The 13,931-nt window shown below is 71.6% G+C and carries 9 protein-coding genes; all 9 read left to right on the top strand.

Features of this window, described 5'->3' with window-relative positions:
* The first annotated feature begins 57 nt into the window (after positions 1-57).
* The 9 genes from ACFQSB_RS31115 to ACFQSB_RS31075 all read left to right on the top strand — a co-directional run bounded on the left by ACFQSB_RS31115 (position 58) and on the right by ACFQSB_RS31075 (position 13,870).
* Entirely contained in the window at positions 58-1,230 is a 1,173-nt protein-coding gene (locus ACFQSB_RS31115) for an ABC transporter permease (protein ID WP_380830422.1), read from the top strand.
* A 246-nt stretch (positions 1,231-1,476) separates the two neighbouring features.
* On the top strand, positions 1,477-2,586 hold the full coding sequence (locus ACFQSB_RS31110; RefSeq protein WP_354850540.1) for a GNAT family N-acetyltransferase: 1,110 nt from the start codon (positions 1,477-1,479) through the stop codon (positions 2,584-2,586).
* Positions 2,587-2,829: 243 nt separating this feature from the next.
* The gene (locus ACFQSB_RS31105; protein WP_380830420.1) at positions 2,830-4,164 is read left to right on the top strand and encodes a sirohydrochlorin chelatase; all 1,335 of its coding nucleotides are present in this window, start codon (positions 2,830-2,832) and stop codon (positions 4,162-4,164) included.
* A gap of 377 nt (positions 4,165-4,541) precedes the next feature.
* The gene (gene cobT, locus ACFQSB_RS31100) at positions 4,542-5,672 is read left to right on the top strand and encodes a nicotinate-nucleotide--dimethylbenzimidazole phosphoribosyltransferase (protein ID WP_380830419.1); all 1,131 of its coding nucleotides are present in this window, start codon (positions 4,542-4,544) and stop codon (positions 5,670-5,672) included.
* A 249-nt stretch (positions 5,673-5,921) separates the two neighbouring features.
* Complete coding sequence (speB, locus tag ACFQSB_RS31095) at positions 5,922-6,947, top strand: agmatinase (RefSeq protein ID WP_380830418.1); 1,026 nt, start codon at positions 5,922-5,924, stop codon at positions 6,945-6,947.
* Positions 6,948-7,002: 55 nt separating this feature from the next.
* On the top strand, positions 7,003-8,238 hold the full coding sequence (gene cobA, locus ACFQSB_RS31090) for a uroporphyrinogen-III C-methyltransferase (protein ID WP_354850551.1): 1,236 nt from the start codon (positions 7,003-7,005) through the stop codon (positions 8,236-8,238).
* Positions 8,235-11,108, top strand: a complete 2,874-nt coding sequence (locus tag ACFQSB_RS31085; protein WP_380830417.1) for a GTPase family protein — start codon at positions 8,235-8,237, stop codon at positions 11,106-11,108. Before cobA ends, ACFQSB_RS31085 begins: the two co-directional genes overlap by 4 nt.
* On the top strand, positions 11,105-12,751 hold the full coding sequence (locus ACFQSB_RS31080) for a GTPase (protein WP_380830416.1): 1,647 nt from the start codon (positions 11,105-11,107) through the stop codon (positions 12,749-12,751). The genes ACFQSB_RS31085 and ACFQSB_RS31080 overlap by 4 nt, the downstream gene beginning before the upstream one ends.
* Positions 12,752-13,198: 447 nt before the next feature.
* Positions 13,199-13,870, top strand: coding sequence for a single-stranded DNA-binding protein (locus tag ACFQSB_RS31075; protein ID WP_380830415.1), 672 nt, complete (start codon positions 13,199-13,201; stop codon positions 13,868-13,870).
* Positions 13,871-13,931: the final 61 nt, after the last annotated feature.

Genomic DNA, 13,931 nt, shown 5'->3' with positions numbered 1-13,931 from the left:
GGGAGGTGGTCGTGTGAACCCCCGCGCCCTGGCCGGCATCCCTCGTGAGGTGGTCGCGTGAACCCCATCGCCCTGGTCGCCCGCCGTGAGATCGCCGTGCGCGGCCGCACCAAGGGATACCGCTACGGCCTGCTCGTCACCGCCGTGCTGGTCGCCGTGCTCGCCATGCTCCCCAAGCTGTTCGGCGGCGCGGACGACCACGCCATCGGGCTCGCGGGCGCGCGGGCCGACCGGCTGCAGGCCGCGCTCGGCGCCCAGGCGGCGCAGGACGCCGACCGGTCCATCAAGGTCACGCGCTACGCCGACGCGGCGGCGGCCCGCGCGGCCGTCGCCGCGGGCGACGTCGAGGCGGCGATCGTGGACAACACCTCGGTGATCTCCAAGACCGTCCTGGGCACCGGACTCTCGGTCCTGCTCGACACCGCCCACCGCATGGTCACCACGGAACAGAACCTCGCCTCGGCGGGCCTGGACCCGGCGAAGGTCGCCCAGGCCCAGCAGGTGCCCGTCATGTCGAGGGTCACGCTGAACGGCAGCGGCGAGGACGCCACCGTCCGGATGGTGATCGCGCTGACCATCGTCGTCGTCCTGTTCATGCTGCTCCTCCAGATCTGCACCTGGGTCGCGATGGGCGTCGTGGAGGAGAAGGGCAGCCGCATCGTCGAGATCCTGCTGACGCTGGTACGGCCATGGCAGTTGCTGGCCGGGAAGGTCATCGGCCTCGGCGTGCTAGGGCTGTCCCAGCTGGTCGTCATCGCCGCCGTCGGGCTCGCCGCCGCGCAGATCTCCGGCGCGGTGCCCCACCTGCCCGACGGCACCTACGGGGTGGTGGCCGGCGTGGTCGTGTGGTTCCTGCTCGGCTACGCCTTCTACGCGGCGATGTTCGCCGCGATCGCCTCGCTGGTATCGCGGCAGGAGGAGCTGAGCGGCGTTCTGAGCCCGGCCACGATGCTCATGACGGCCTCCTATCTGGTCGGGTTCTTCGTGGGCCAGTCGCCCGACAGCACGCTGGCGCGGGTGCTGTCCATCGTCCCGCCGTTCTCCTCGATGCTCATGCCGGTGCGCTCCACCGTCGTGCGGGTGCCGGTGTGGGAGACCGCCCTGGCCATGGGCCTGATGGTGGCCGCGGTGGCCGCCGTGCTGTACGCCGGCGGGCGGGTCTACCAGCGGGCGGTGCTGCGCACGGGCACCCGGGTGCGGTGGAGCGAGGTGCTGCGCCGCCATTCCTGAACCCCCGCGGCCTCCGCGCGGCTTCCTCACACGGCTCTTTGACCACCGCGGCTTCCGTGGACGGCAGTGAACTCCTGTGGCCTCCGCGGACGGCGCCCGGCGTGCGCGTCCGCTGGGACCGGTGTGACGAGAGACGACGTGGTCCCGGCCGAACCGGCGCACCGCACCGGTTCACCCGGGCCCGCCAAGTTGCGGACACCCCCCCTTGTGCGATGAGCTGATGTGTCCGCACAAGGGGGATGAAGATTGACCGGCTTCGATCAGCACCTGACGATCACCACCCGGCGGCTGCTCCTGCGGCCCTTCGGCCCACGGGACGCCGACCGGGTGCGCGCCATCCTCGAGTCGGGTGCGCAGTTCCTCCCGCCGGGCGTGCCCGGCCATCCGTCCGGCGTGCCGCAGTGGCTCTCGTACGGCGTGCACGAGCTGTGGCGCTCCGGCCAGGGCATCCACCTGGCCATGGTCGCCGAGGGCACGGTCGTCGGCGCCATCAGCCTGTTCAAGACCGTCTGGGGCGCCGGGACGGCCGAGGTCGGGTACGGAGTCCACCCCTTGCACCGTGGCCGCGGGTACGCCCCCGAGGCCGTCAGCGGCCTGACCGAGTGGGCGCTCACCAAGGGCGGCCTGCGCCGCGTCGAGCTGCGCGCCAACCTGGACAACACCGCCTCCCTGCGCGTCGCCGAGAAGTCCGGATTCACCCGTGAGGGGCTGCTGCGCGGCGCGGGCTACGAGGACGACGGCCCGCACGACCTGGTCGTGTTCGGGCTGCTCGCCCGCGACCTGGCGATGGGCCCGCCCACGATGAACGGCCGGGGCTTCGGGACGGGCGTGCGCCTCGAGAGCGAGCGGCTCATCCTGCGCCCGTTCACCGGGACCGACGCCAAGGACGTCTTCGAGGCCGTCGACGGCGACCCCGAGATCAACCGCTGGATGCCCTGGGCCGCGGGATACGACCTGCAGAGGGCTTACGAATGGTGCACCAGGTTCGCCCACGTGGACTCGGTGAACGGCGTGCAGTTCGCCATCGAGTCGAAGGCGGGCGGCCGCCTGGCCGGGTCCGCCGGCATCCAGCGGGCCGACTGGGAACGCGGCGACGTCGAGGTGGGCTACTGGATCTCGCCGTGGGCGCGCCGCCAGGGCATCGCCTGCGAGGCGACGCGCGCCGTCAGCACGTTTCTGATGATGCGCGGCTTCCACCGGGTCACGCTGCTGGTCGCCATCGGAAACGTGGCCAGCCAGGCCGTGGCCCGCAAGGCCGGCTTCACCGAGGAGGGCGTCCTGCGCGGGGCGCTGCCCATCTCCGGCGGCATATCCGACGCGGTCCTGTTCAGCCTGCTCAAGGGCGAGACCGTCTGACGAGACCGTTCGATGCGTCCCCGGCCGCGCCCGGACATCCGATCACCCATTGAGGTCGACGAATCGCGCGCTGTGACGATAGGAAGGCATCTCCAGGGTACGTAAGGCCCGCGGGCCGGACGACCATGAACGGAAGGTCTGGGTTCGCCCAAAAGGTGGGCAAAGGCATGTCCAAGCGTTGACAGATTCAGATATCCTCGCGACCCGACCAGAAAACCGCAGGTCAAAGGATCGGAGATCCATATGAAGCCGCCGCTTCTGCTCATAGGGCACGGCGCCCACGATGACACGGGCGCGGCAGAGTTCGGCCGTTTCGTCCACCGACTGCGGTGCCGTCTGGACCAGGTCGCCGCGGACGTGTCCGGCGGCTTCGTGGCCAAGGGCCGGCCGTCGCTGAACGACTCCGTGGCCTCTCTCCTCGCCCGCGGACACCACCGCCTCGTGACCGTCCCGCTCGCCCTCGGTGACAATGGTGACATTCCCGCCGAGATCGCTCGAGCGCAGGTCATGCACCCCACCCTCAGCTGCGACCTCGCCCGCCCGCTCGACGCCTCACCCCAGGTGCTGGGCCTGATGGCCGAGCGGCTCGCGGACGCGCTCGCCGAGATGCCCCGCCTCGCCTCCGTCACCGTGGGGGACGAGCACGGCGAGGCGGCCTGGGAGCCGATCTCCCCTGCCGAGACCGCCGTGGTGCTGGTGGGGCACGGATCACCGGACACCGCCGCCAACGCCGAGGTCCACCGCGTGTCCCGCCTGTTCTGGGAGACCCACGCCGCCGACCTGCTGACCGTCGAGACCGCGTACGTCTCCGACGCCCCGCCGTCGGTCGCGCAGGGCATCGAACGCTGCCGCCGCCTGGGCGCCAAGCGGGTCGTCGTGCTTCCCTACCTGCTGTTCGCCGGCGGTGTCCTCGAACGCATCTGGGCGGAGGCGCTGGCCTACGCCGCCGGGCACATCGACCTCGACGTGCGCTGCGCCGAGGTGATCGGCGACTGCGAGGGCCTGGCCGACCTGATCATCGACAGATACGAACAAGCCCTCCACGCCGCCTCCCCATGGCCGAGCCACCAGAACGGCACCCCCTTCGCCCTGCGCACCCCCTTCAACGCGGACACCGCCGCCTTCGCCCCGGACGCCCCCTTCGACGCGGACAGTGCCGCTTTCGACGCGGACACCCTCTTCGAGGCGGACACCGCTTTCAAGGCGGACACCGCCTTCGACGCGGACACCGCTTTCAAGGCGGACACCGCCTTCGAATCGGACACCGCCTTCGAGGCGAACACCGCCGCTTTCGGCGCGGACACCGCTGCCTTCCGCGCGGTCGAAGGGGAGCTCCCGGCGTTCACCGATCCCGTCGAAGCCGTCCTCGACCCCGCCGACGAGCCTCTGTCCCTGGAAGAACTGGACTCCCTCCCGGCCCCCGAAATCCTCGAAGACCCGACCGCCCCCGTCCTGCGAGGCGACGACGTCCTGCGCGAAGACGACCCGCTACGGGGAGACGACGTGCTGGGCGGAGACGAACCCCCCGTCCGCCGCCTGACCCGCGACCAGCCCACCCTCGCCGAAGGCCTCGTGTAGCCCTCTCACGGCTTCCCGCGCGGGCAGGTACGGTTCCCCAAGCCGCTCGCCGCCCGCGCTTCGACCTCGCCGCCCCACCCCTGGTACTCAACCCGACCCGCGATTTGCCTGACCAGGCTCTCCCACCCGTGTTGGCCTCTTCCCGGCGCCGGGTCGGCGAGAGGGGGGTCGGCGAATCCGGCGCCGCTTGCGGCGGGAACCCGGTGACCTTTCGTGGTCGGGCCGGCCGGGGCCCCGGATGGCGGGGGCGGGGGGCGCATGCGCGAGACTTCTTCGGCGCGGATGGTCGTTCGCGAGGCTCCCTCCGCGAGGCTTCCTCCGCGCACCCCTGGCGGCGAAGTGGTCCGGTCGCCAGGCCCCCCGGCGGAAGGACTGGTGTGATCGTGCACGATGGCCCCCTGGCACGCACCCTGGCGGCGATCAAGCCCGCCGACACCGAGGCGATGGACCTGGCGCGAGCCCATCAGGACCGCCTGACCAAGCCCCGCGGAGCGCTCGGAGCGCTGGAGGACGTCGCCGTACGCCTCGCCGGCGTCGCGGGGGCCTGCCCGCCCCCGCTCCCGGCTCCCGCCGCCCTGGCGATCTTCGCCGGTGACCACGGCGTGCACGCCCAGGGAGTCACCCCCTGGCCGCAGGAGGTCACCACCCAGATGGTGGCGAACTTCCTCGCGGGCGGTGCGGTGGCCAACGCCTTCGCTGCCCAGGCCGGCGCGTCGGTGACCGTGGTGGACGTCGGAGTCGCGGCCGACCTGCCGGAGGCCCCCGGCCTGGTCTCCCGCAAGGTCGCCTACGGCACCGCCGATCTGTCGCAGGGCCCGGCCATGACCTCCGACCAGGCCGTCGCGGCACTCGAGGCGGGCATCGCCGTCGCGGTCGACCTGATCGACGCGGGGGCGGCCTGTCTGATCACCGGCGACATGGGCATCGCCAACACCACGGCCTCGGCCGCGCTCATCTGCGCCTTCACCGGACACGACCCTGCGCTGGCCACGGGAAGGGGCACGGGCGTCGACGACACGACCCTCGAGCTCAAGATCGCCGTCATCCGCCGCGCCCTTGAGATCAACGGCCTCTCCACGCCCCCGGCGTCAGCGGCCCCCCCGGCCGTGTCCGAAGGCGTGTCGGAGGCGCTGCGCACGTTGGCGGCGGTCGGTGGGTTGGAGCACGCCGCCCTCGCGGGGTTCATCCTCGCCTCCGCCGCGGCCCGCGTCCCGGTCATCCTGGACGGGGTGATCGCCGGGTCGTCGGCCCTGGTCGCCGTCGCGCTGTCCCCGCACGCCATCGACTACTGCGTGGCGGGCCATCGCTCGGCCGAGCCCGGGCACGGGGTCGCGCTCGATCATCTCGGCCTCCGAGCGCTGGTCGACCTGGATCTCCGTCTGGGCGAGGGCACCGGCGCGCTGCTCGCCTACCCGCTGGTCGGCTCGGCGGTCCGCGTCATGCACGAGGTCGCGACCTTCGACTCCGCAGGCGTGACCGACAAGGACACCCGGCCCACGTCGCCATGACCGAGAAGGAACGCCCACCTCGGACCAGAGAAGCGACGTCCGCGTCTGGGACCCCTGACGGACGCGGACGCGCGCCTAAGCCGTGGACGCTGATCGAACGCCGGATGGCCCCATATCGGGTGGTGTGCGGCGCCGGGCATCGGCGGCATTCCGGGGAAAGTCGGCTAGCAGGGGAATTTTGCCGACAATGCGGTTAAATGGTGACGTTCTGCTGTCAGGCGTGATTGGACCACGATGCGTTACGGCCCGATGTTCGGACCCGACATCACCTTCCTCGGCGTGGAGCGCTGTGACCTCGGCGATCCGGCGAGCTTCGAGGGAGCGGACGTCGTGATCGTCGGGGCGCCCTTCGACGGCGGCACCAGCAACCGCCCCGGCGCCCGGTTCGGCCCGATGGCCCTGCGGCAGGCGTGCTACCTGCCCCACGACGGATCACGTCCGAGCCTCGCTCTCCGCGTGGATCCCCTGAAGGACCTCAAGGTTTTGGACGCCGGCGACGTCGAGTGCTTCTCGGGCGACATCGAGACCTCCATCCGCGACATCGAGGAGGCCGTCCACACGATCTCGGCCTCCGGAGCCGTCCCGCTGATCCTCGGCGGCGACCACACCGTCGCCCTTCCGGATGCGCGCGGCGTCGCCCGCCACCACGGGTACGGCCGGGTCTCCATGATCCACTTCGACGCGCACGCGGACACCGGCGACGTCGAGTTCGGCAACCTCTACGGGCACGGCCAGCCGATGCGGCGCCTCATCGAGTCAGAGGCGATCCGCGGCGACAGGTTCCTGCAGATCGGGCTGCGCGGATACTGGCCCGGCCCCGACACGCTCGACTGGATGGCCCAGCAGCGCATGCGCTCCTACGAGATGACCGAGATCGTGGAGCGCGGGCTCACCGAGTGCCTGACCGAGGCGTTCGCCATCGCCACCGACGAGTGCGACGGGGTGTTCCTCTCGGTGGACATCGACGTGTGCGACCCCGGGCACGCGCCGGGCACCGGCACTCCCGAGCCCGGCGGCCTGTCCTCCCGCCAGCTCCTCGACGCCGTCCGCCGCATCTGCTACGAGCTGCCGGTGGTCGGCATCGACGTCGTCGAGGTGTCCCCGCCGTACGACCACGCGGACATCACCGCCTACCTCGGCAACCGGGTCATCCTGGAGGCGCTGTCGGCCATCGCGCGCAGGCGCGAGACGGCCGCGGGAGGCGAGCCCTGGGATCCGCGAAAGCCGCTCCTGGAAGGCAGGCGAGCCGTGCCTCCCGCGGCGGCGGGCCTGTAGGTTTACCTCACGGACAACGGGTTTTGCCTCTTCCCGGGAAAGGGAACACCGTCCCATGTCGTCGCCCTACCTGCTCGGTCTACGTCTCAACGGCAGGCGCGTGCTCGTCGTCGGCGGCGGGCGCGTGGCCCAGCGCAGGGTGCCCACTCTGCTCCAGGCCGGCGCGTCGGTCACCCTGGTGTCCCCGAGCGTGACGCCCGCGCTCGACGACCTCATCGCCGACGGCCTGGTGGCCTGGGAGCGCCGCCCGTACCAGGTCGGCGACTGCGACGGGGCCTGGCTCGTCCAGGCGTGCACCGACGAGCGGTCGGTCAACGCGGCGATCGCCGCCGAGGCCGAGGCCAAACACATCTGGTGCGTACGCGCCGACGACCGCGACGCCTCCGCCGCCTGGACGCCCGCGAGCGGACGCGTGGACGAGATCAGCGTCGCGATCACCGCCGGAGGCGACCCGCGCCGCGCGGCGGGCATCCGGGACGCCGTGGTCGACGCTCTGCGCGACGGCACGGTGGACGCGCGCCGCGACCGCACCAAACCCGTCGGCGTCGCTCTGGTCGGCGGGGGCCCCGGAGACCCCGGCTTGATCACCGTGCGCGGGCGCCAGTTGCTGGCCCAGGCGGACGTGGTCATCGCCGACCGGCTCGCACCCCGATCGGTGCTGGACGAGCTCGCGCCCGACGTCGAGCTCATCGACGCGGCCAAGATCCCCTACGGTCGCTACCTCGCGCAGGAGAAGATCAACGAACTGCTGGTCGAGCACGCCAGGAAGGGCCGGTTCGTCGTCCGGCTCAAGGGCGGCGACCCGTACGTCTTCGGCCGCGGCGGCGAGGAGGCCCTGGCCTGTGCGCGGGCCGGCATCCCCGTCATCGTGGTCCCCGGCGTCACCAGCGCGGTCGCCGTTCCCGCCGCCGCCGGCGTCCCGGTGACCCACCGGGGAGTGAGCCAGGAGTTCCACGTCATCTCCGTCCACGTCGCGCCCGACGATCCGAGATCAACTGTTGACTGGGCAGGACTGGCGAGATCACAGGGAACCCTGGTACTTCTGATGGCTGTTGAACGAATAGCCATGATCGCTGACACCCTGCTACGCGAGGGACGTTCGCCGGAAACCCCCGTAATGGTCGTACAGGACGGTACTCTTCCGACCCAGCGAGCTCTTTATGCCGACCTCTCCACGGTGGCGGAGCGAGTGATCGCCGCTGGGACGCGGCCGCCGGCGATCGTGGTCGTCGGTGACGTCGTCAAGGTCGGCCAGGAGATCGAGATGGTTCGAGCGGAGCGGGTTCCGTGAAATCGGCTGCGAGGAAGACCGAGCGGGCCGATGAACACACCGAGCAGTCGGGTGAAACGGTGATCGAGGGCAAGGATTCCCCCGAGGCCCCGGAGGAGCGGACGGTAACGTTCCAGGCGATCCGGGGCGATGACGACGGCCCGGCCGCCGCCGCGCCCGTCGAAGCCGCGGCGTCCACCGCCGCAGAGTCCGCTTCCGCCGCCGATTCCGTCGACACCGCTTCCGTCGAGGCGGAGTCCGTCGACGCGGAATCCACCGACAGCGAGTCCGCCGACGCTTCCGCCTCTGAGGACTCCTCCGGCGGTCCCGCCGCCGACTTCGCCCCCTCGACCGTCAACGCGGATGACCCGACGGCGGCCACCGCCGACGTCCAGGACCCTGTGCACGCCGGAGACGTCCCGGGCGCCGAGGCTGTCCAGACCCCGGACGACGCCGACGACGCCGACGACGCCGACGACGCCGACGACGCCGAGGATGCCGACAACCGGGATGACGTCCAGACCTCGGGCAACAGCGAGGACACCGGCGACGTTGAGACCTCGGGCAACGTCGAGAACTTCGGCAGCGTCGAGAGCGCCGGCGCCGATGATGCCGGGGACGTTCGGAACCTCGACGATCTCGAAGGCACGGACAACGCGGCGGCCGTCCAGAACGCCGACGAAGCCGACGATGCCGACAACGCCGGCGAAGGCGACGGCGCCGAGCCCGTCGATGGCCCCGGCGACCTCGGGAACGACGACTCCGGCGCCCCTGGGAACGACGCCCCTGGAACTGACGACCTGGGGAACGCCGAAGCCCTCTGGAACCACGAGGACGCCGAGGACGCCGAGGGCCTGGAAACCGCCGAGGGCGTAGAGGGCATTGGGGGCGCGGCGGACGACGCCAGAGGCTTTCAGCCGGTTGAGGACATCTGGCACGCCCGCGTGACGCCGGTCGGCGATGACGCCGCCACCGACGTTCCGGAGGCGGCGCCCACGTCCGACCCGACCGCGGGCAGCCTGTTCCAGCCCGCACGCTCGGCGGCGACCGCCGAAGCCCGTTCGGTCTGGGAGGCCCACGCGGACGCCTCCTCCGTCCCCGCGACCACCGCCCAGCCCGAGTCCTCCACAGGCTCGGCGGATCATCCAGAAGCGGACCCGGGCCCGGACGCGCAGCACGGTCCGTACGACCGCGTGCGCGAGGTGGCGCTGCCCAAGCCCGTCTCGCGGGCGCTGACGGCGGCGCTCGCCGGGCTGCGTGACGCCGTCAGCGGGGTCCGGCTCGGCCTGGAGGTCCCCGGCGTCGAGGAGGCCCGCAAGGCGCAGGCCGAGATCCTCGCCCAGATCAAGAACTACGTCATCCCCCGGGTGCACATGAGCACCGCGCCGGCGCTCATCGCCGTCGCCGGGTCCACCGGGGCGGGCAAGTCCACGCTGGTGAACACCCTGGCCGCGGCCAAGGTCAGCGCGACGGGCGTGCGCCGTCCCACCACCGGGACGCCCGTCCTGGTCTGCCACCCCGACGACGGCGAGTGGTTCGCGAAGGGTGACGTGCTCGGCGGCCTGGTCCGTCTCGACCGGCCGGCGCCCGGCAGCGGGCTGGACAGCCTCGTGCTGGCCACGAGCGAGCGGCTGCCCCCCGCGACGGCGCTGCTCGACACCCCCGACATCGACTCGGTGGTGGAGACCCACCACGAGGTGGCACAGCGGATGATGGACGCCGCCGACCTGTGGATCTTCGTCACGACCGCCACCCGGTACGCCGACGCGCCCGCGTGGAACCTGTTACGGCTGGCCAAGGAGCGCGGCGCGCGTATGGCGATCGTGCTGTCCCGGGTCCCGCCGAAGTCCCGGGACGTGATCGACAAGCATTTCGCCCGGATGCTCCAGGAGTACGGCCTCGGCGAGATCGACCGGTTCGTGGTCAACGAGGTCGCCGTCACCGCCGGCCGCCTTCCCGAGGAGGAGGTCGCCGACCTGCGCATGTGGCTCACCGAGCTGTCGGTCGACGACCAGCGCCGCGATCAGGCCGTCCGGGCGACCCTCGAAGGGGTCCTGAACAGCTTCCGCGGGCGCGTGCCCGCACTGGCGCGGCACATGGAGGCCCAGGTCGCCCTCCGGGCCGAGCTGCGGACCGACGTGGACGCCGCGTATATGGGCGCGCTCGCCGAGATCGACGACGCGATGAACAACGGCTCGCTGCTGCGCGGAGAGGTCCTGGCCCGCTGGCAGGACTTCGCGGGCTCGGGCGACCTGATGAAGACCCTGCATCTGCGCCGTCCCGGCCGCCTGGCCACCAAGACCGCCCAGCAGGCCCCCGCCCGCCTGCACGCCTTCCGTTCGGCGCTCCGCTCCGGGCTCGAGGCGGTGATCGTCTCCGCGGGGCAGCGGGCGGCCGAGGAGGTCATCGCGAGGTGGCGTCAGCGCGACGGCGCCGGCGACCGCCTGGCCGAGACGCAGGGACTCGGCCGGCCGTCCGACGAGTTCGCCCGCCGGGTCGGCCGTACCATCGGGGCCTGGCAGGAGCACGTCATCGGGCTGATCCGCTCCGGCGGGGTGACCAAGCGCACGGTCGCCAAGCTGGTCGCCTTCGACGAGGAGGCGCTGTCGATGGTCTTCATGATGGGCCTGCTCGGCTACGGGAGCTCGGAGGTCGCCGCGGTCTCGGGCACCGGCACCCTTCCCGAGCGGCTGCTGCGCGGCGTGCTCGGCGCCGAGGCGCTGCGCAACATCGGGACCAAGGCGCGCAGCGACCTGCGAGCCCGCATCAGCGTCCTCTTCGACGAGGAGACGTTCCGATACGTGCAGGTGCTCGACGAGGCGGGGATCCCCGACGAGGCCGCGGCCAAGCGGCTCTACCAGGCAACGTACAACCTTGAGGTCGCCCGATGAGTGTCAGCGTTCGTCCGGGGACGACCGATACGCGAAGCGATCTGGCGTACCGGCTCTCCGCCTTGGCGAAGATCGTGGAGCTCGGTCCCGGCAGGGTCGATCCGGCGCTGATCGCCGAGTCCGGCCAGTTGCTGCTGCGCGCCGGCGACCGGCTCAAGCTGTCCGGCGAGCACACCGTCGTCGCCCTCGCGGGAGGGACCGGAAGCGGCAAGTCCTCGCTCTTCAACCGCGTCTCCGGGCTCGAACTGTCCCCGACCGGGGTGCGCCGCCCGACGACCGCGCGCACGCACGCCTGCGTGTGGGGCCTGGACGGGGCGGGGCCGCTGCTCGACTGGCTGCAGGTGCAGTGGCGCCACCGGTTCGCCCGCGCGAGCGCCCTCGACCGGGGAGAGAGCCAGCTCCACGGGCTGATCCTGCTCGACCTGCCCGACCACGACTCCATCCGGGCGATCACCGACCACGAGGCCGACCGGCTGATCCAGGTCGCCGACCTGATCGTGTGGGTGCTCGACCCGCAGAAGTACGCCGACGCGGCCACGCACACCAAGTACGTCTCCGAGCTGGCGGGGCACGAGGCGGTCACCGTGTTCGCGCTCAACCAGGCCGACAGGCTGGCGCCCGAGGAGCTCGCCGAGTGCGTCGTCGACCTGTCGGACCTGTTGAAGCGCGAGGGCGTGCAGCATCCGCGCATCGTGCCCACCTCGGCGACCACCGGCAGGGGAGTGAACAGCCTCAAGAGCGTGCTCGCCGAGTCCGTCGCCCAGCGGCGGGCCGCCGTCCAGCGCCTGGAGGCCGACCTCAACCGCCTCATGGGCAAGCTCGCCAAGGTCATGCCCGCCCCTGAGGCCTTGGCCGTGCAGCCCACCGTGGACCTCGCCCGGCAGGAGGGGCTCACCGACGCCCTCTGCGACGCCGTCGGCGTCCCGGCCGTCGGCGAGGCTCTGGAGAACGTCTACGGCGTGCGCTCCATCGACTGGGTCGGCTGGCCCTATGCGCGCTGGGCCGCGCGGCTGCGCCCCGACCCGCTGAACAGCCTGCGTCTGGGCAACCTGCGCGACGAGATCAAAGCCGTGACCGCGGCCTCGGTGAGCGCCCAGCCCGCCGAGGTGGAGAACGCCGTCCAGGCCCTCGCCGACGGCCTGAGCTCCGGCATGCCCGAGGCATGGCGCAACGGCGTCCGGGATGCCGCCCGGTCTCAACTCGGCAAACTGCCGGAGGTCCTGTCCGGCGAGCTCGCCGAGATCGCCCCGAGCCTCGACCGCGTGCCTCGCTGGTGGTGGCTGCTGAAGATCTGGCAGTACCTGCTGGTCGTGCTGTTCGTCGCCGGAGTCGGCTGGGCGGGGGCCATCCTGCTGTACGGCGTCTTCAAGATCGGCCGAGCGCCGGCCGAGCTGCTGGGCGATGTGACCACGCTGCCATGGCTCGGGCTCATGATCGTCAGCGTGCTGGGGCTGGGCCTGTTCTCGGCGATCGCGAGCCGTAACTTCGTGGTCCTCGGCGCCGGCAACGAACGCGAGCAACTCGAACGCGAGATGCGCCGCCGCATCTCGGCCGTCTCCAAGCGGATGGTCGTCCAGCCGGTGGAACAGGAACTGCGCCGCTACAACGAATTCTTCGCCGCCCTGACCTCCGCCCGCCGCTGAGCCATCGATCGCCGAGCCACCCGTCCGCCCGCCGCTGAGCCGTCCCGCCGCCGAGTCACCCCTTCGCCTGCCTGCCGCTGAGTCATCCCCACCCGCGCCGCCGGGCCATCCCTCTTCGGAGACCGGGCCCTGAGCGGCGCCGACGGCAGGCGGACCATGGCGCCGCGGACCGTGCGTGGACATCCTCATGGCGTCGCGATGTGAACAGATGAAGCGGTGAGGCAGGCGCCCTCGACGCGCTGATCGTGGTGTTGTGTCTGCTTTCTGTGGCACGATTCCGGCTGCTGTGGTGCTCTGGCCTGCGCCTTCGCGGTTCTCCACAGGCGCGCGTGCGGCGCGGCGTCCTATCCACAGAATGCAGTTCGGCAATCATGGAGAGTGACGGGCCGGGCCAGACTGGCTCCCATGTCGGCGGAGACGGTCCGCCGGTCCGCCATGGGAGGCACGATGAACGACACCTACATCACGTTGGTCGGTAACGTCACCGCCGACCCCCGCCAGTTCAACTTCAACGACGGCACCCGCGTCACGTCGCTGCGTTTGGCCTCGACGCGGCGCGTGTTCGACAGATCTTCCCAGACCTGGCATGACGGCGAGACCAGCTTCTATTCCGTGCGGTGTTATCGGACGCTCGCGGAGAACGTCGCCCAGTCCATCAAGCTGGGCCAGCCGATCGTCGTCCACGGTCGGCTGCGCATCCGCTCCTATGAGCGTGACGGCGAGCGCCGGTTCGTCGCCGAGGTCGAGGCCACCTCCGTCGGCCATGACCTGCGACGCGGCGTGAGCACCTTCGAAAGACCGCAGCGGGGGCCCGCCGCCCCCGCGTTCGACGAGGCGACACGGGGACAGTTCGCGGACACCACCCGCGACTGGGAGCTCATCGGGGCCGCGAGCCCGGCCGCTACGGATGGCCAAGGGGTCCGATTGAGAAGCGTCGACTCCATGGCAGGCGAGCAGAGGGCCGGCGAGTCCGGCCATACGGGCAACGCCGCCGACCCCTTGCCGGGCGCCCATGCTCCCGCCCTCGCCGACCCGACGGACCCGGTGAGCGAGCAATGCGCGACCGGCGACGACACGCCCTTGGCCACCCCCGGCCCCACCGACCGTCTAGCAGCATGAACCATGAATACGGCCTGGCGGTTGGTCAGGTCCAGATGATGCCTCGCGCCATGGCTGTTCC

Origin of the sequence: Sphaerisporangium rhizosphaerae, assembly GCF_042665155.1 — a bacterium.
GTDB lineage: Bacteria > Actinomycetota > Actinomycetes > Streptosporangiales > Streptosporangiaceae > Sphaerisporangium > Sphaerisporangium rhizosphaerae.
Note: the sequence above shows the minus strand (reverse complement) of the source record. Positions and strands in the feature narration are given on the sequence as shown.